This is a genomic window from Sulfitobacter sp., assembly GCF_039977885.1.
Lineage (GTDB): Bacteria > Pseudomonadota > Alphaproteobacteria > Rhodobacterales > Rhodobacteraceae > Sulfitobacter.
Genome location: NZ_JBDWCI010000006.1, coordinates 134,973 through 153,864 on the forward strand (window position 1 = coordinate 134,973; position 18,892 = coordinate 153,864).

15 protein-coding genes are annotated in these 18,892 nt (G+C 56.0%); 12 read left to right on the forward strand and 3 right to left on the reverse strand.

Annotation, left to right across the window (positions count from 1 at the left end):
• Nucleotides 1-4 precede the first annotated feature (4 nt).
• The 4 genes from ABJM03_RS03155 (at nt 5) to ABJM03_RS03170 (ending at nt 5,147) form a co-directional block, all read left to right on the forward strand.
• On the forward strand, nt 5-1,435 hold the full coding sequence (locus ABJM03_RS03155; protein WP_348415443.1) for an aldehyde dehydrogenase family protein: 1,431 nt from the start codon (nt 5-7) through the stop codon (nt 1,433-1,435).
• A 385-nt stretch (nt 1,436-1,820) separates the two neighbouring features.
• Nucleotides 1,821-2,852, forward strand: coding sequence for a transporter substrate-binding domain-containing protein (locus ABJM03_RS03160; RefSeq protein ID WP_348415445.1), 1,032 nt, complete (start codon nt 1,821-1,823; stop codon nt 2,850-2,852).
• 119 nt (nt 2,853-2,971) lie between these two features.
• Nucleotides 2,972-4,063: an ABC transporter permease subunit gene (locus tag ABJM03_RS03165; protein ID WP_348415447.1), complete on the forward strand. Its 1,092-nt coding sequence runs from the start codon at nt 2,972-2,974 to the stop codon at nt 4,061-4,063.
• Between the two features lies 1 nt (nt 4,064).
• Nucleotides 4,065-5,147 (forward strand): amino acid ABC transporter permease, encoded by a 1,083-nt coding sequence (locus ABJM03_RS03170; protein WP_348415449.1) that lies wholly within the window; start codon nt 4,065-4,067, stop codon nt 5,145-5,147.
• Nucleotides 5,148-5,287: 140 nt separating this feature from the next.
• On the opposite strand, the gene ABJM03_RS03175 is transcribed toward ABJM03_RS03170, so the two are convergent.
• Together ABJM03_RS03175 and metC are read right to left on the reverse strand one after the other, a co-directional pair.
• On the reverse strand, nt 5,288-5,926 hold the full coding sequence (locus ABJM03_RS03175; RefSeq protein WP_348415451.1) for a VOC family protein: 639 nt from the start codon (nt 5,924-5,926) through the stop codon (nt 5,288-5,290).
• 3 nt (nt 5,927-5,929) lie between these two features.
• Entirely contained in the window at nt 5,930-7,114 is a 1,185-nt protein-coding gene (gene metC / locus ABJM03_RS03180; protein ID WP_348415453.1) for a cystathionine beta-lyase, read from the reverse strand.
• Nucleotides 7,115-7,212: 98 nt separating this feature from the next.
• Here metC and ABJM03_RS03185 point away from each other — a divergent pair, with 98 nt between their 5' ends.
• Entirely contained in the window at nt 7,213-9,519 is a 2,307-nt protein-coding gene (locus ABJM03_RS03185) for a molybdopterin-dependent oxidoreductase (protein ID WP_348415455.1), read from the forward strand.
• Nucleotides 9,520-9,556: 37 nt separating this feature from the next.
• On the forward strand, nt 9,557-10,327 hold the full coding sequence (locus ABJM03_RS03190; protein ID WP_348415457.1) for an IclR family transcriptional regulator: 771 nt from the start codon (nt 9,557-9,559) through the stop codon (nt 10,325-10,327).
• Nucleotides 10,328-10,334: 7 nt separating this feature from the next.
• Here ABJM03_RS03190 and ABJM03_RS03195 read toward each other — a convergent pair whose 3' ends face one another.
• Nucleotides 10,335-10,739 (reverse strand): rhodanese-like domain-containing protein, encoded by a 405-nt coding sequence (locus ABJM03_RS03195; RefSeq protein ID WP_348415459.1) that lies wholly within the window; start codon nt 10,737-10,739, stop codon nt 10,335-10,337.
• Nucleotides 10,740-10,853: 114 nt separating this feature from the next.
• On the opposite strand from ABJM03_RS03195, the gene ABJM03_RS03200 reads away from it, so the two are divergent.
• The 6 genes from ABJM03_RS03200 to ABJM03_RS03225 are packed head-to-tail and all read left to right on the forward strand — an operon-like array spanning nt 10,854 to nt 18,880.
• Nucleotides 10,854-12,128 carry an FAD-binding oxidoreductase gene (locus ABJM03_RS03200; RefSeq protein ID WP_348415461.1) on the forward strand — a complete coding sequence of 425 codons (1,275 nt, stop codon included), beginning with the start codon at nt 10,854-10,856 and terminating at the stop codon, nt 12,126-12,128.
• Entirely contained in the window at nt 12,129-14,216 is a 2,088-nt protein-coding gene (locus ABJM03_RS03205; protein ID WP_348415463.1) for a hydantoinase/oxoprolinase family protein, read from the forward strand.
• Nucleotides 14,213-15,859, forward strand: coding sequence for a hydantoinase B/oxoprolinase family protein (locus ABJM03_RS03210; protein WP_348415464.1), 1,647 nt, complete (start codon nt 14,213-14,215; stop codon nt 15,857-15,859). Before ABJM03_RS03205 ends, ABJM03_RS03210 begins: the two co-directional genes overlap by 4 nt.
• Before the next feature lie 3 nt (nt 15,860-15,862).
• Nucleotides 15,863-16,609 carry an SDR family oxidoreductase gene (locus ABJM03_RS03215; RefSeq protein ID WP_348415466.1) on the forward strand — a complete coding sequence of 249 codons (747 nt, stop codon included), beginning with the start codon at nt 15,863-15,865 and terminating at the stop codon, nt 16,607-16,609.
• An 11-nt stretch (nt 16,610-16,620) separates the two neighbouring features.
• Nucleotides 16,621-18,525: a propionyl-CoA synthetase gene (locus tag ABJM03_RS03220; protein ID WP_348415468.1), complete on the forward strand. Its 1,905-nt coding sequence runs from the start codon at nt 16,621-16,623 to the stop codon at nt 18,523-18,525.
• Between the two features lie 4 nt (nt 18,526-18,529).
• Nucleotides 18,530-18,880 carry a RidA family protein gene (locus tag ABJM03_RS03225; RefSeq protein ID WP_348415470.1) on the forward strand — a complete coding sequence of 117 codons (351 nt, stop codon included), beginning with the start codon at nt 18,530-18,532 and terminating at the stop codon, nt 18,878-18,880.
• Nucleotides 18,881-18,892 lie beyond the last annotated feature (12 nt).

The window sequence follows — 18,892 nt, forward strand, 5'->3', positions numbered from 1 at the left end:
GACCATGCAAAATCTTGATAAATTCTACATCAATGGCGAATGGGTCACCCCTGATGGAACCGCAACAATGCCGATCAAAAACCCCGCCACAAATACGCAGATCGGGACGCTGACCCTTGGCAGTGCCGTGGATGTTGACCGCGCTGTTGCCGCCGCCAAATCCGCGTTTGACACGTTTTCGCAAACCTCAAAAGAGGAGCGTCTGGCCCTGTTGCACAAGCTGTTGGAAGTGACCAAGCGGCGGATAGGCGATTTGGCCGAGGCAATGACCATTGAGATGGGCGCGCCTGCGACCATGTCGCGTGAGGTGCAGGCCGATAGCGGTGCGGGGCATCTGGCCTCTTTCATCGACGCGATGGAGGAGCTGGTCGAGGAAGAGACCCGGTCCAATGGTGATATCGTGACCCGCGAACCCATTGGCGTGGTAGGAATGATTACGCCGTGGAACTGGCCGATCAATCAGATCGCGCTCAAGGTGGTGCCTGCTTTGGCGACGGGGGCGACTTGCGTGTTAAAGCCCTCTGAACATACGCCACTGTCGGCGCAAATCTATGCCGAGATCGTGGCCGAGGCGGGTTATCCTGCGGGGGTGTTCAACCTTGTGCAGGGCGATGGCCCCACAGTTGGCACGCGGATTTCGTCGCATGTGGATGTGGCGATGGTATCCTTTACCGGCTCAACCCGTGCAGGTGTCGAAGTGTCCCGCGCCGCCGCGCCCACGATCAAACGCGTGACGCTTGAGCTGGGCGGGAAGTCCCCCAATCTTGTGTTTGCCGATTGCGATCTTGAGGCGCGGATCGCCGAAGGCGTGGCGGAGGTGTTCTATAACACCGGCCAGTCGTGCAACGCGCCCACGCGGATGCTGGTCGAGCGGTCCTGCTATGCCCGCGCGCAAGAGCTGGCCAAGGCCGCGGCGGAAGGCCAGAAAGTGGATGACCCGACCAAGGAGGGCGATCACATCGGTCCTCTGTTTGATGAAATCCAATTTGTGCGCGTGCAAGAGATGATCGAAAAAGGGATCAATGAAGGCGCGACCGTGCTGGCCGGTGGTTTGGGCAAGCCCGAAGGGTTCGAGCAGGGCTGGTACGTGCGCCCGACAGTTTTCTCGGATGTGACCAATGAAATGGCCATCGCCCGCGAAGAAATTTTTGGGCCTGTGCTGGTGATGATCCCGTTCGATACCGAGGAAGAAGCCATCGCTATTGCCAATGACACCGATTACGGGTTGGCGGCATTTGTGCAAACCGGCGATGCCGCCCGCGCCGACCGCGTGTCACGCCGCCTGCGGGCCGGTGTGATTTCAGTAAACGGGCGTGCGACGGATTATGGATCACCATTCGGGGGCTACAAGATGTCCGGCAATGGCCGCGAAGGCGGGATTTTCGGCCTCGAGGATTATCTGGAGATCAAAGTCCGCACGCCCTTTGTAGCGTGACGGCGGCAGGGTAGCCTTGGCAGGCGTTGGTGTGCGGGACAGATCCGCGCATTGGCTGATGCGTGGGGCGATTGCCCGAAAGGTCGAGCATTAGAAAAAAACGCGAGGCGCTGGCAGATATGCCGCGCCTTTACCGGTTTTATGCTGCAAAACCCTGAGATAGACAGGCGTGCCACAAGTGCGAACCGTGACATTTTGGTTGGATGGCAGGTTAACCAACCGTTGGTCAAGACGGCCCTTAGCCAATTTGGTGTGCACGTGAATTACGCAATTTTTCATCCCCATTCTGTGACCAGCCAAAAATTGTTGACTCAAGAGCAATTCCTTCACATGCTGTATATCAATACTAGTGTGCTGATATACGGCACAATTGAAAGGACAGGGAATGAAAAACTATATCACAGCTGGTGCACTTGCAGTGACAACTGCCTTAGCCCCACAAATGGCGTCTGCACAAAGCGCGACGGTTCAGCAAATTGTCGAACGTGGCACGATGCTGTGCTCTGGTCACAACGGCAGCTACTTTGGGTTCGTCGAAGTTAACGACCAGAACGAATGGAAGGGTTTGGACATTGATTTGTGTCGTGCGCTCACCACAGCAATTCTGGGTGACCCCGATGCCAACCAGATCGTTCCACTAAGCTGGGCGCAGCGCTTTCCAGCGCTTCAATCTGGCGATGTTGACGTGATTATCAAAGCAACAGGTTGGACAATGGGCCGCGATACCGAGCTGGGGCTTCAGTTCAGCTTGCCCTACTTCTTTGGTGGGACACAGTTCATGGCCCATGGTGATCTGGGTATCACCGATGCAACAGGTCTAGAGGGCGGCACAGTTTGTGTTGAAGCTGGAACAACGATTGAGCGTTTGGCAGCAAATTACATGACGACAATCGGTGTCGAGCACACGATGGTGTCATATGAAAGCCAAGCGGAACTGCGTTCCGCTTATTTGGCAAACCGCTGCGATGCCTTCGCTGGTTGGGGACCGAACCTTGCTGTTTTGCGGGCCACAGAGATGGACAACCCGGATGCGCATACCATTCTGAGCGACCAACTGTCGAGCGAGCCGATCTCGGCTGCGATGCGCCAAGGCGATGACGGTTTTGTTGATACGGTAAACTGGATGCTGGCCTCGTTGCTGATTGCAGAGGAAGAGGGCGTTACATCCGCAAACGTTGAAGAAATGGCGGCAACGCCGCCGAACCCGCGTGTTGCGCGTTTGTTGGGTGCGGAACCCGGTATGGGCGAACGTCTTGGCCTGCGCGATACATGGGCCAAAGAAATGATTGCGGCGGTTGGCAACTTTGCTGAAATCTATGATCGCAACCTCGGCAAAGACAGCCCTTATGGGCTTGAGCGTGGGCTGAACAGCCTGTGGAGCGAAGGTGGCGTCCTATACGCTCCGATCCTCGACTAAAGACGACTTATTTAGGGCCGCCCAATAGATGGGGCGGCTCTTTTTCCCAATTTCAGAACAGGGGCGAGCAGAGCATGGCGACTGCGGATGAACTACGCACACGCGCAAAGCGGCGCAGCTTGACGATTCAAGCAGTGATCATTGTGCTGACAGTCTTTGCTGTCTGGGGTGCTGTATCCAACGCGCAATTCAATCTGACCAGAATGAACATGACCAGCGGCTTCTCGTTTCTGGAACGCGATACGGGATGGGATTATTCTTTTTCACTAGTCGAGCGCTCTATCAGTGATCGTTATTATTACACCTTGTTTATTGGCTTGCTGAACACCTTGTTTGTGGGGTTCATCTGTATCGTGACGACCACATTCTTCGGGTTCATTATCGGGACCTTACGGGATGCGCGCCACCCTGCGTTGAGCTTTGCTGCGAATGTCTATGTTCAAATTTTCCGGAACATACCGCTGATCCTGCAGGCTGTTTTCCTCTATGCGATTTTGATCCACCTTGGGGGGCCGCGTCAGGCAATCAATCTAGGTGACATCGCCTTTTTATCTGGACGTGGGTTGATGCTGCCGGGGCTAAACATAAGCCCCGCGGTGTCTATCGGGCTGCTGCTTGCGTCGATCGCAATTGCGATTGGTTTGATTATCGCAAAGACCTCACTGTGGCGTGGGCTGGCGGTTTGGTTCGTGAGCACGATCGGGATTTGTTTGATTGCTACGGCTGTTTTGCACCCGTCGGGGGAGCCTTTCTTTTCGGTGCCTGCACTTCAGGGGCTGCGTTTTCGAGGCGGTATTTCAGTGCCGATTGAGCTGCTCGCACTGGTCGTTTCCATCACCCTGTACGGAAGCGCCTACATCGCCGAAATCGTACGCGGGGGCTTGTCCCAAGTGCCAGCGGGGCTGGTCGAGGCTGGGCAGGCATTGGGGTTGAGCAGGACATCAATCTGGTCCCGTATCAAGGTCCCGATGGCGCTGCGCAGTATTGTGCCGCCCCTTGGGAACCAATGGATTTTCATGATGAAAGCAACAACCATCGGCATCGCGATTGGTTTCAGTGACTTGTTTTACATCACAGTCAATTCGATCAGCCAGTCCGGCCAGACATTGGAGCTTATCCTGATCCTGATGCTGACGTTTCTTGCCATCAATTATTCTATCGCGCTTCTCACCAATTGGTTGAATGCGCATCTGCAATTGAAAGAGCACTAAGATGTCGACAGTGAATGTTGCCCCTCCCAGTAAGTTCGATGTCGCGCGAAAGACATTTATTCGGAATGGCTTTGGCTCGCCTTTGGCCACGCTCATTTCTGTCCTCGTGATTGCGGGCTTGGCTTACCTTGGTTGGGTTTTGCTGGATTGGGCAATCTTCCGCGCCGTATGGAGCGAGGAAAACGTCAGCCAATGCGGTGGTCATGCGGGCGCCTGCTGGTCGGTGATCGACGCGCGGCACCGCTTGATCCTGTTTGGAACCTATCCTTTTGATGAACACTGGCGCTCCACCCTCGCGGCGGTTGCGATTGTTGTGACGGTTGTGGTTTCTTGCCTGCCCTTCATTTGGCAGGCGAAACGGCTGGCGGTTTTATGGATCGCCGGGTTTGCCACCTATTACCTTCTTATGGAGGGTAGCTTGCTTGGGTTGTCACAAGTCACGACGGATGGCTGGGGCGGGCTGTCGCTGACACTGTTTTTGTTTGCTGCGGTCGTATTGCTTGGGATGCCGATGGGCTTGGGGCTTGCTCTTATGCGGCGCTCTGAAATGCCTGTTGTGCGGTGGTTCGCAACAATTCTAATCGATACGGTTCGGTCCCTCCCGCTGGTGACGACGCTATTTACGGCGGCTGTCGTGGTGCCTCTGTTTCTGCCCAGTTGGTTGGAGGGTGACAAAATCTGGCGGGTGATTATTGCCTTTGCAATGTTTTTTGCGGCTTATCAGGCCGAGGTTTTTCGGGGTGGTTTTCAAGCGATCTCAAAGGGTCAATTTGAGGCCGGAAAGGCGCTTGGGCTCAGCTATTGGAGTATCTTGGGCCGTATCGTCCTGCCTCAGGTGTTCCGGCACGCGCTGCCGAGTACGATCAACATGGTTGTCGTGACATTCAAGGAAACGGCAATTGTTACGATCATTGGTTTCTTCGATATTCTGGCATCAGGCAAAGCTGCTTTTGGCACGGCGGCATGGGCCCCCTATTACATCGAAGTCCTCGTATTTGTCGCTGCGATCTATTGGGTATTTATTTTCCTACTGGGCCAGTATGGGGAATACCTAAAGGGGCGTATGGCCTTGGCCTCGCATTAAGGAGCTGCGGAACGAGACCCGTCCATTTCGTGCAACAGATCAGGAGTAGGTATCGTTGCACGAAATGTGTTCATCGTAATAACGCACAGCTGGTGTTGGCAGGGTCTTTGACGCCCTGCCGCATCATCTGCCCCTGTCGTTCAATCCAAAGTAACGGGCCCGTTTGGGGTGCCCAATGAAAACGACAGCGCAGCCGCGCCCTCAGTGACGTCGGCAAGATGATCTACGCCCAATGTCTTGAGGATCGCGACCAATTTATCAGGATCAGGGTATGACAGGACTACCTTTTCCAATGTGATGCCGAGGTCCTGCTGGCCTGTGCTTGGATGCGGGCCGGGGGACCATTCGATAAAGGCGGGTAGCAGGCCGCCCATTGGCAAATGGCCATCTTTGGGTACCGTCAACCGCCAAGATCGATCACCGCGTGTGAACAAAACGACTTCGCCAAGGTCGACGGGGCTTGCTGCTATTACTGCGTCAAGATCATCGGTGCCAACAACCCAGCAAAGGGCCCGAGGGCGCTCTGCCAGGCGGGCTTGCGTTGCGGGATCATCCAAGGTGAACCAACGCACACGGCCCGGATCAGCAGGGGCGTCAGGGTCAATGGCGATCAGCTCAAAAAAGCTTTCGTTGCCGGATTGCATAACGCAGTTATGGGTGCTCATGGCGTCATGCTTGCCGCCGCGCGGGACGGTTACACCCAGTTTGGCTTCCATCGCAGCAACACCTTGGTCCAAGGTATTTGCACCGATGGCGAAATGGTCAATTTTGTTGTGCATGGTCTACTCCGATAGGGTGTTGAGGTGGGGCAAGGCGGCTGTAAGGTCCGCCTTGAGCGTGTCTAGATCTTCGAGGCCGATGTTGAAGCGGACGAGTTGCCCGCTTTGCGTCCAGGTACCTGCGCTGCGCTGTGGGGTGACGGGCAACACAAGGCTTTCATAACCGCCCCAGCTGACGCCTATTCCGAAATGATGCAGCGCGTCGACAAATGTGCGGATCTGATCATCAGAGCAGGGGTGGAACACGACGCCAAACAGGCCGGAGGCACCGCTAAAGTCGCGCAGCCAGTTGGCATGGCCCGGGCAATCTTTGAACGCCGGATGCAGCACGGTTTTCACCTGCGGCTGATCCGCGAACCACTGCGCCATGTCGCGGCCGGCTTTGTCGAAATGCTCCATCCGCATTTTTAACGTCCGCAGTCCACGCAAGGCGAGGAACACTTCCTGTCCGCCTGTTTTATCACCGATGGCCATCGTCGTTTTACGGATGTCTTGGGCATATTGTGCGGTGGATGCAATCATCCCCATCATACAGTCGGAATGGCCGCTTAGGTATTTCGACATTGATGCGACAATGACATCGACACCCAGCGTGATGGGCTGGCAAAAAATTGGTGTGGCCCATGTGCTGTCCAGGATCGAAGGCACGTTCGCTGCGTGGGCGGCTTTGGCGATGGCAGGGATGTCGGGGACCTCGAACGTACCAGAGCCGGGAGCCTCGAACATCACAGCGCAAGTTGTATCGCGCAGCAGCTCACTTATGCCCGCGCCAATCATCGGGTTAAAATATTCTATCTCTACGCCCATGCGTTTGAGCACGGTTTCGCAAAAGCCGCGCGTGTTGCCATAGACATGATCGGCCACCAGCAAATGCGCGCCCGGGCGTGCGAATGTCAAAATCGCCATCGTAATCGCCGCAACGCCCGAAGACGTCAGTGTGACCGCGTCCGCCTTTTCCAATCGCGCCAGCAAAGTTTCGAGCTTGAACGTCGCCGCATTGCCGTAACGACCATAATACATGGTGCCGCTGTCGTATCTGGCATCACGCGCGGCTTCGAATTCGGCCAATGTATCGAAGACGATCGTCGAGCCCAGCTCAAGCGGCAAGTTGACGTGTCGCCCGTCTTCACGCTCAGGCCGGCCCAACTGCACCAAGTCGTCTGATATGTTCGGAGCAGAATTTGGCATATATGAATCACTGGTATTGTATTTTTTGACGATGCCAGTCAGAGTAATTCGTGTCAACATTCAGAATTTATGTTTTGAATATCAGCACGAGGAAGCAGATGAGTGATCGCGAGGAAAAGCTGACAGCAAGCCATTGGGGTGTTGGTGTCGCTACGGTTGTTGAGGATAAAATCATATCCGTCGACGGGCATTCCCGTGATCCGGCCGGTTCAGAGATAAATGCGAATATTCCGGGCAGCATCCACGGCAAGGCGCGCGTTCTACGGCCTGCGGTCCGCAAAAGCTGGCTGGAGGGGCGGCCAAACACGGTCCCGCGCGGGCGCGATGTGTTTGTCGAGGTAAGCTGGGATCGCGCCTTGGATCTGGTTGCTCAAGAATTGGGGCGCGTTCGAAAAACGCATGGCATCAAAGCCATCTTCGCCGGATCATATGGGTGGTCGAGCGCGGGCCGGTTCCATCATGCCCAAAGCCAGCTGAAAAGGTTTCTAAATACACAGGGTGGTTTTGTTCGATCCGAAGGAAACTATAGCTATAATGCCGCGTTGGGATTGATGCCTTATATCGTTGGCCCCTACCGTCAGCATGTCGCCCAAGCCACGCGGTGGTCGGTGATTGCGAAACATACCGACCTTGTTGTCCTGTTTGGCGGGATGGCCCTTCGTAATACGCAGGTCAGCGATGGCGGCGTGGCCAAGCATCGGATGGCCGGGAACCTGCAAGCCTGTGCAGATGCCGGTGTGGGTTTCGTCAATATCAGCCCATTGCGGAGTGACGCAGCGGATGCATTGAATGCGGAGTGGGCTCCGATCCAGCCGGGCAGCGATACGGCCCTCATGATGGGGCTTGCTCATACACTCATCAAAGAGAACCTCGTCGATGATGGGTTTTTACAAACCTATACCACCGGCTTTGAGCAGCTGCGTGGATACCTTGTTGGGGATGATGATGGCGCTCCGAAAGATGCGGAATGGGCGGCCAGCCTGACGGGGATGAGCGCGGATAACATTCGCACCCTCGCGCGGCGCATGGCGGGCGGGCGCACAATGATCAGCGTTGCAGCGGGCGTACAGCGCACGGATTACGGTGAACAACCCATGTGGATGGCGATTGCGCTGGCTGCGATGCTTGGTCAGATCGGGTTGCCCGGTGGCGGCTATACCGTGGGCTATGGTGTGAATGCCAATATCGGCAACATCGAGCGGCCATTCAGATGGGGCACAATGGCGCAAGGCGTCAATCCCGTTAGTGACTTCATTCCCGTCGCAATGATCAGTGAAATGCTATTAAACCCGCGGGGGCGGTATGAATACCACGGCGAAAGCAGGGTTTTCCCTGACGCAAAGCTGGTTTGGTGGGCGGGAGGCAACCCTTTCCACCATCATCAAGATCTGAACCGTCTACATGCCGCTTTTCAACGGCCCGAAACGGTCATTGTGAATGAGATGAACTGGACCGCGACGGCGCGCCACGCGGACATTGTGCTGCCTGTGACCTCGGCACAAGAACGGACAGATTTTGGCGCAGGCAAATCCGACAACGCGCTGGTCCCGATGCCCCGATTGATCCCGCCGCAAGGTGATGCGCGCGACGAATACGATATCTATGCCGACCTTGCAGAGCGCCTTGGCAATCGGGATGCTTTTACAGAGGGAAAAACCAGCCATGACTGGTTGGAGGAGATTTGGGAAACCACCCGTAGCCGCGCAGATGATGCGGGAATTGATCTGCCGGACTTGCCGGATTTCCTTGCAGGGGACGTGATTGATTTGCCCGACCCCAGCCCCGATCAGGTTTTTTTGGCTGATTTTCGGGCCGACCCGATAAAGCACGCCCTTCCTACGCCCAGCGGTAAAATCGAATTGTTTTCCGAGACCATCGCAGGTTTTGATCTGGAAGACTGTAAAGGACATCCATGCTGGTATCCGCCGCGTGATCGCACAGCAGACCGCGATGCCGCATTCCCGCTTGCGATGCTGTCGGGGCAACCCAAAACACGGCTGCATAGCCAGCTTGATAATGGTGCGTACAGCCTAAGCCATAAGATTTCGGGTCGTGAGCCTGTGTTGATCCACCCTGATGATGCTAAAGACAGGGGTATCGAGGACGGCAGCATCGTTGAGTTATTCAATACACGCGGCCGCTGCCTTGCTGGGGCAAAGGTCACTGATGAGGTTGCCAAAGGCTGTGTCTTTTTGTGGACTGGCGCGTGGTATGATCCTGATTTTGAGTCGCGCGATGCCCGAGACCGGCATGGCAATCCGAATGTCCTCACTCATGACTTGCGATCATCCAGCCTTACGCAAAGCCCCGCAGCACATTCCGCAATGGTTCAATTGCGCAAATTCACTGGTAAAATACCTGCCGTAACAGTCCATGAACCACCACCTTTCGAAGAAGAGGCATAGCTGATAACTAGGGTAGAAAGACAGGAAGCTGAATAACATGACCGAAGCCACCAAAAGCGAACCGAAGGTTGATTCAACGCTTTCAAAGGGACTTTCTATTTTAGAGAACTTGGCGGCGGCCCAAAAGGGTAAGGGTGTGACGGAACTGTCCAAGGAGCTTGGCCTGACCAAGTCCAATACTTTTCGGCTTTTGCAGACGCTGACCACGCTTGGCTATGTGGAACACAGATCTGATAAGTCCTATGCGGCCACGCTTAAGACCTGGCAGGTTGGTCGCGCATCGGTCGAAAACCTGAATCTGCGAGAGCTTGCTGCACCAGAGCTATTGCATCTGTCACAAGAAACGGGAGAGACCGTTTATCTTGCGGTCCGGAACAACCTGAATGTTATCTATATTGATAAGATCGACAGCCAGAAACCGATCCGCTCCTGGAACGCGATCGGGGGAACGGCGCCGCTGCACTGTGTTGGAACGGGCAAGGCGATTTTGGCGGTAGATTATGCAAACCTGCGCGATCAAATTGGTGGCGTTTTAACGCAGCACACGGATAAGACCCTGACCGATCTGGACGCGCTTGATGCGGATATCTTGGCGACCCAATCTCGTGGGTATGCTTTTGATACCGGAGAGTTTCGGGATCGCATCGTGAGCTTTGGTGCGGCGATTACATTACAAAGCGGCGAGCCAATTGGCGCGCTGGGAATTTCTTTGCCCGATATTAATCTGCCTGAGGATGGCGTTGAGCGTTTCGGGGGGCTGATTATGCATGCGGCCCGTTCGGTGTCGGAAAAACTGGGCCGCATGTAGGCGCGATTTAAGTTTTCTTTTCGGGGAATTCGACCGGGCCGCCCTGTTTTTCCCACGTGGAAAAACCTTCTTTCAAATGCGCCGCCTCGAACCCCATATCCTGTAGGGTTGCGGTGGTGAGTGCAGACCGCCATCCGGATGCGCAGTGGAATACGAATTTCTTACCGTCTTGCGCAAAGACTTCTTTGTAATAGGGGCTGTCAGGGTCGACCCAGAATTCGATCATGCCGCGTGGCGCATGAACGCTGCCGGGAATGAACCCGCTGCGCTGGCGTTCGCGCACATCGCGGATATCGACAATCACGACGTTCGGATCATCCAGCATCCCGATAAGATCGGCAGTTTCGATCTCTTCGACACGCGCGCGTGCGTCTGAAACCATTTGTGCTGCGGTCTTTTTAAGTTCAGTCATTTGCCTGCCTTTGTGCTGGTATGTGGAACATGTTTATCACATATTGACACATAATTTTTAGTCGTGCAACCTCCCGGATAAGACGAAACCGACTCGAACGCGGAGAACCAAGCAATGACAGATACGCCTGCAATCTCGCTCTGGGATGCCTCGGCACAAGAGCAAGACTACCGCGCAGATACAATGCCAGACACGGTTGTAGATGTCGCAATCGTTGGGGGCGGGTTTACAGGGCTCTCCACGGCGCTCCATTGCGCAGAAAAAGGGCTTTCCGCCCATGTTATCGAAGCCGAGAAAATTGGCTACGGCGGATCAGGGCGCAATTGCGGGCTGGTGAATGCGGCCTTGTGGCTGCCTCCGCAAAAGGTGCGCGAAAAACTGGGCGAAACCTATGGGCCGCGTTTTATCAAGAAATTCGGCAGCGGGCCGGAATATGTGTTCTCTCTCATTGAAAAGCACCAAATTCGGTGTGAAGTCACACGTACCGGAACAATTCATGCGGCCCACGGCCCTAGCGGGTTCAAGGACCTTCAGGAGCGCCATAAAGAATGGCAACGCCTTGGCGAGCCGGTGGATTTGATCAGCCGCGAAGAAGTATCCGCGATGATCGGAACAGATCACTTTCACGGCGGGCTGTTGGATAACCGGTGCGGGACGATCAACCCGATGGGTTATTGCCGTGGGTTGGCCCGCGCAGCACTGGGCGCAGGCGCAAAAATAAGCACCGGCGTGCGGGCGACAAAACTGCGCCGCGACGGCGAGCTTTGGAAGGTTGAAACCGATCAGGGGGTCATGACCGCCAAAGCGGTTGTATTGGGCACAAATGCCTATTCGGATGATCTTTGGCCGAACCTCAAGCGCATCTTTACAAAAATCCACTACTTTCAGCTTGCGACAAAACCATTGGGCGATGAGGCCTCGCACATCTTGCCGGGCAAGCAGGGGCTTTGGGATACAGGGCAGATCATGTTCAATATCCGCCGCGATGCTTTTGATCGCTTGCTTGTTGGGTCGATGGGCAAAGTGGTTGGCAGCAAAGATGGCGGTCTGTCACATCGTTGGGCGAAAAAGCAGATAGCGCGCATTTTCCCAAGCCTCGGCCCCGTTGAATTTGACGAAGCATGGACGGGTCAGATCGCAATGACCCCCGACCATCTGCCGCGCATCTATGAGTTGGAAACCAACCTGTTCACGCCAATCGGCTACAATGGCCGCGGCATCACGACAGGTACGATGTTTGGTGAGACCATGGCAGGTCTGCTCACCGGGATGGACCGTGCAGAGCTTCCCCTTCCTATGACCGAAATGTCGATCGTCCCGTCGGCCCCGATCGTGTCGCGGATTTATCAATCCGCATTTACAGCGAAACAGATACTCAAGGCGATATAAATGACGAAGCTTTTGAACCGCGTAGGTGTCGACATTGGCGGCACATTCACTGATGTCGCGTTGGAACATGCGGGCGGGCTTGCCACGTGTAAGGTTCTCACCAACTACACCCACCCCGAGCAGGCGATCATTGATGGCATCGAAATCGCGGCCCAGAAGGCAGGCATTGCCATGGCCGAGATTACACAGGTGATCCATGGCACCACGCTTGTGACCAACTCCCTGATTGAGCGGCGTGGCGCGAAACTGGCGTTCATCACCACCGAGGGTTTTCGCGATGTGATCGAGATGCGTTCGGAGAACCGGTTTGAGCAATATGATTTGAACCTGACGCTGCCCAAGCCAATGGTCCCGCGTGAGGATCGGCTGACCTTGAATGAGCGTATGGGGCCAAACGGAGAGGTATTGCTGGCGCTTGATCCGGCCGAGGTCGACGCGATGGTGAAAACCATACTGGCGGGGGATTATGAAGCCGTCGCAATCGGGCTTATGCATTCTTACGCCAATGACGCCCATGAGGTGCAAATGGCCAAGGCCCTGCGTGCGGCCGCGCCTGATATGTCGATTTCGATTTCCTCGGTGATTTCGCCACAAATGCGCGAGCTGCCGCGATTCAATACCGTCATTGCCAATGCCTATGTCCAGCCGCAAGTCGCCGATTATCTGGGCCGTCTTGTTCAACGTCTGAGCGATGCCGGTGTTGGTGCGCCGGTGTTCATGCTGCATTCGGGGGGCGGGTTGATTTCGGTCGATCTTGCCGCTGAACAACCCGTGCGCCTGCTGGAATCCGGCCCCGCAGGTGGGGCAATTTTCGCGGCTGATTTTGCACGCGGCCACGGTTTGGACAGCGTTCTATCCTTTGATATGGGCGGCACCACCGCCAAGATTTGCCTGATCGAAGATGGCGCTCCGAAAACCGCAAACACGTTTGAGGTTGCCCGCACCTACCGATTTAAAAAAGGTTCGGGCATGACTGTCTCTACGCCGGTTGTTGAAATGGTTGAGATCGGTGCCGGCGGCGGCTCTATCGCGTCGATTGACACGCTTGGGCGTATTCAGGTGGGGCCGCGCTCTGCGGCGTCCGAACCGGGGCCCGCGTGCTATGGGCGCGGCGGCGAAGAACCCACAGTTACAGATGCCAATCTTCTGCTTGGCCGGTTGGATCCTGACAATTTCGCAGGCGGGGCTATTGAGCTTTCTGTGTCCGCGTCCGATGCAGCTGTGAACAGCAAACTTGGCGTCGTTCTGGATATGCCCAGTGATCAAGCAGCCTTTGGCGTGACTGAGATGGTCGATGAGAACATGGCCAATGCGGCGCGGGTTCATACGGTCGAAAACGGGCGTGACATTGAACATTTCACCATGATCGGTTTTGGCGGCGGCGCACCGCTGCATGCCTGCCGTCTGTGCGAAAAGCTGGGCATCAAGGAACTGATCATCCCGCCGGGTGCGGGTGTTGGTTCGGCCATTGGCTTTCTCAAGGCTCCTTTTAGCTATGAGGCGACGCGCGGGCTGTTCCAGCGCCTGGACGCCTTTGATGCGGCGTCGGTCAACAGCGCGTTGGCCGAGCTTGAGCATGAGGCGATGGCCTTTGTGCGTGCCGGTGCAAAGGACGCGCAGACGACGACAAAACTGACCGCCTTTATGCGGTATGCTGGTCAAGGTTGGGAAATCCCTGTGTCCTTGCCGTATAAAACTTTCGTTGATGCGGATCAGGCCGAAATCCTTTCCGCGTTTGAGGCGGCATATCAGACCCTGTTTGGCCGCGTCATCGACGCGCTTAGTATTGAAATAACCAACTGGTCGTTGGTTGTAGCCTCGGTTTTGCCCGAGACACAGATCGTTCAACGGCACGACACGGGCGCTTTGGCTGCCACTCTGCGCACACGGCAGTTCTTTGACGCGGCTCTGCGCAAGACGGTCGATGCCCAAGAGGTGGATCGAGCTGCAATGACCGCAGGGCAATGCGTCGACGGGCCTGCGATCATTATCGAGAATGAAACCACCACCATCGTCACATCAGGCTACCGCGCCATCGGGCAGGGCGATGGCAGCTTGCGCCTGATCCGCAAAGGAGACGCATCATGACCCCCACCGCGATTGACTATCAGATCATGTGGAACCGCCTGATTGCCGTTGTAGAAGAGCAAGCAACGACACTTATCAGAACCGCGTTTTCGACTTCGGTGCGTGAGGCGGGTGATCTGTCTGCCGGTTTGTTTGATCGCCGTGGCCGCATGATGGCGCAGGCCGTGACAGGCACCCCGGGGCACGTGAATGCAATGGCCGAAAGCGTCACCCATTTTGTGCGTGAAATCGGGGCCGATAACATCTTTGAAGGCGATGTGTTCATCACCAATGATCCATGGTTGGGGACGGGGCATTTGCACGACATCACCGTTGTGTCACCGACGTTCCGCGATGGGGCGCATATCGGGTTCTTTGCCTGCACAGCGCATGTGGTTGACATTGGCGGGCGCGGGTTTGGGCCGGATGCGAACGAGGTCTATGAAGAAGGTCTGTTGATCCCCATCATGAAATTCGCAGAGCGCGGCACCGTGTCTCGGGATTTGATCCGTATCGTGCGGGCCAACGTGCGTGAACCTGATCAGGTTGTGGGTGATCTGTATTCACTGGCCGCCTGTAATGAGGCCGGTGATCGCCGCCTACAGACGATGATGGCCGAATTCGGTATCGCCGATCTGAGTGGTCTGGCCGATTTCGTCATCGAGACCAGCCGCAAAGCCACCCGCGAGGCAATTGCAAAAGTACCGGACGGATCGTTTAGCCACACCATGCAGGTTGATGGCTATGATGATCCGGTCCTTATGGCGGTGAGGCTTGATGTAGCCGGCGACAGCTTGAAGGCCGATTTCGACGGCACGTCAGGGATGAGCCGTTTCGGGGTCAACGTTCCCGAAGTCTATACCCGCGCTTATGCCTGCTATGGATTGAAATGCGCGATTGCGCCTCAGGTCCCGAATAATACAGGGTCGCTGGAGCCGTTTGTGATCACCGCGCCCGAGGGATGTATCCTTGCGGCCAAGCGCCCCGCCCCAGTGTCGGTGCGGCACGTGCTGGGGCATCTGGTTCCTGATGTTGTCCTTGGCGCATTGCACCAGGCTTTGCCCAATACTGTGCCCGCCGAAGGGGCCAGTGCGCTGTGGAATATCCAGATCTCGGCCCGCCCGAGTGATCCGGACAGCGGGTTGCGCAATGCCGAAGTGCTGATGTTCAATTCAGGCGGTACTGGCGCGCGGCCAACGCATGACGGGTTGTCGGCAACGGCGTTTCCCTCTGGCGTCTCTACGATGAGCGTCGAAGCAACCGAGCATGTCGGCCCCATCACCGTGTGGCGCAAAGACCTTCGCGAGGGGTCGGGCGGCATCGGTGCGCTACGTGGCGGGCTTGGCCAGATAATCGAAATCGAACCGCGCGACGGCTATGATTTTTACTTTAATGCGATGTTTGACCGTGTCGAGAATGCCGCGCGTGGCCGTGATGGCGGTGGCGCAGGCGCTGCGGGTCGGGTTGAGCTGAGCGATGGCACAAAGCTGCGCAGCAAAGGGCGGCAATTGATCAAGAACGGCCAACGGCTCAGGCTGAGCCTGCCGGGCGGCGGTGGATACGGCCAAGCAGCGGAGCGCGAAAAAACGCTTGTGGCTGAAGATGTACGCGCTGGATTGATTTCTGATGCGCAAGCCCGAAAAGACTATGGATTTGAAGGATAGACCATGACCAAGAAACCAATCGCTTTGATCACCGGTGCCGCGCAAGGCATCGGGTTTGCCTGTGCAAAAGCGCTGTCTGATGATGGCTATGATGTAATTTTGTCCGACATTAACGCGGGCGGCGTTGCCGCGGCCGCAAAAGAGCTGGGTGGCGCCGCAATTGTTTGTGACATGGGCGACCGCGCCCAGATCGAGGCCATGTTCGCGCAGATCGCAGCAGAGCACGGCCCGCTTAGTGCTTTGGTCAATAATGCCGGCGTTGCCATGCCCGGTGATTTTCTGAGCTATGATTTTGATACGTTCCAAAAGGTTATCGATATCAACCTGCACGGTGTGTTCATCGCAACCCAGTTGGCCGCACGCGATATGGTCGAGCATGGCATCGCAGGGGCCATCGTCAATATGTCGTCGGTCAACGCGCAGGTCGCCATCCCTGCGATCCCTGCCTATTGCGCCTCGAAGGGCGGTGTCATGCAGCTCACTAAGGTTGCGGCCCTTGCGCTGGCCAAGAACAACATTCGCGTCAACGCCGTCGGCCCCGGATCCATCGACACCGAGATGATGGCAGGCGTGAATGCCAACCCCGAAGCCTTTAAAATGGCAATGTCGCGCACGCCATTGGGGCGGGCAGGCGATGCCAGTGAAATCGGCGATGTTGTTGCGTTTTTGTGCTCGAAGAAAGCCAGCTATATTACAGGTGAAACTATCTATGTAGATGGTGGTCGCCTCGGTCTGAACTACACCTGCTGAGGTTGAAAAGCATGTCGCAATACCCCGCAACGTACAACGCCTGGAAATCAGATCCCGAAGGGTTCTGGGAGGAAGCCGGAAAAGGCATCGACTGGTTCACACCGGCAACTTCTGTGTTCAATGCGGAAAGTGGTGTCTATGGCCGATGGTTTGACGGTGCGACATGTAACACCTGTTATAACTGTGTGGACCGCCATGTTGAGGCGGGCCATGGAGATCGGGAAGCCGTCATCTATGACAGCCCCGTCACCGACACGGTTGAGCGCTATTCCTACGCCCAACTCAAGGATCAAGTCAGTGCCTTGGCGCATGTGTTGCGCGGGCTGGGGGTCGAAAAGGGCGACCGTGTTATCATCTACATGCCAATGGTGCCGCAGGCTGTTTTTGCAATGCTTGCATGTGCCCGTCTGGGCGCTATTCATTCTGTGGTGTTTGGCGGATTTGCACCGCAAGAACTGGCAACGCGCATTGATGACGCCGCGCCAAAGGTGATTATCTCGGCGTCATGCGGGATCGAACCGGGGCGCGTAATTGCCTATAAACCCCTGCTAGACGAAGCGATTGAACTGTCCACAAACGCGCCTGAGCACTGCGTTATTTTGCAGCGCGACACCTTGGGCTGCGATCTTACACCGCAGCGCGATGTGGATTACCGCCGAGCGGTAGAGGCGGCAATCGCTGCGGGCCAGGGCACCGAATGCGTGCCTGTTTTGGTGACTGATCCGCTCTATATTCTGTATACCTCGGGCACTACCGGCCAACCCAAGGGCGTCGTGCGCGACAATGGCGGGCATATGGTGGCACTGAAGTGGTCGATGGAGCATCACTACGGCGTCAAGCCGGGCGAGGTCTTCTGGGCGGCATCGGATGTTGGTTGGGTCGTTGGCCATTCCTACATTTGTTATGGACCGCTATTGCATGGTGCGGCAACGGTGGTGTTCGAGGGCAAGCCCGTCGGCACACCGGACGCTGGCGTGTTTTGGCGCGTGATCCAAGACCACGGTGTGGTTGCCTTGTTCACCGCACCCACGGCGTTGCGGGCGATCAAGAAGGTTGATCCGAATGGCTCGCTTATTCCGGAGTACGATCTGAGCAAATTCCGCACGCTTTTCCTTGCTGGAGAAAGGTCTGATCCCGCAACGGTTGAATGGGCCCAAGCGAAACTGGACCGCCCTGTTATTGACCATTGGTGGCAGACCGAGTTGGGTTGGCCAATGTCAGGAAATCCGGTGGGCTTGGGCACCTTTCCCGTCAAACTTGGCTCACCGGGTAAACCGATGCCCGGTTACGACATTCAGGTGTTAGACGACGAAGGCCATGAAGTGCCCCGCGGGACACTTGGCAATATCGTTTGTAAATTACCGCTGCCGCCTTCGGGCTTTCCGACCTTATGGAATGCTCCAGAGCGGTTTTTGACATCCTACATGAACGAATATCCCGGATATTATGCCACGTCGGATGCAGGGATCATTGATGAAGACGGTTATGTTTTCATCATGGCGCGCACGGACGACATCATCAATGTGGCCGGCCACCGTTTGTCCACGGGTGCAATGGAAGAAGTCATCGCAAGCCATCCCGACATCGCCGAATGCGCAGTGGTTGGCAAGGCGGATGCCTTGAAAGGGCAGATGCCCTTGGGCCTGTTTGTGCCAAATGACGGTGCAAGGCGAAACGCGCAGGAACTGGAAGCCGAATTAATCAAATTGGTTCGGGCCAAAATCGGCGCGGTGGCAGCCTTTAAATGCGCCGTCGAAGTCGAGCGCTTGCCCAAAACCCGTTCTGGCAAAGTCCTACGCGGCACTGTTCAGAAAATCGCTGACGGACAAGATTTCAAAATGCCCGCCGCGATTGACGATCCTGCCATCCTCGACGAGATTTCAACCGCGCTGAATGCGCGCAAACTGATCGGATAATAACATGATTACGCGGCTACATACCTCCGACCGGATGAGCAAAATAGTCAAACACAATGGCACGATCTATTTGTGCGGGCAGGTTGGTGCAGGCGACAGCGTAGCTGAGCAAACGATTGATTGCCTCGGGCGTGTGGATGCTTTGCTGCAGGAGGCCGGTTCGGATCGCGAACATATCCTACAGGCCGTTATTTGGCTGGCAGATATGGCGGATTTTGCTGAAATGAACGCGGTTTGGGATGCTTGGGTGCCAAAGGGTCACGCCCCCGCCCGTGCCTGTGGCGAAGCAAAACTGGCACGCGATGTTCTAAAAGTTGAGATCATTGTCACCGCTGCCGAGAAACCGAAAACCTAAAGGATGAACGCC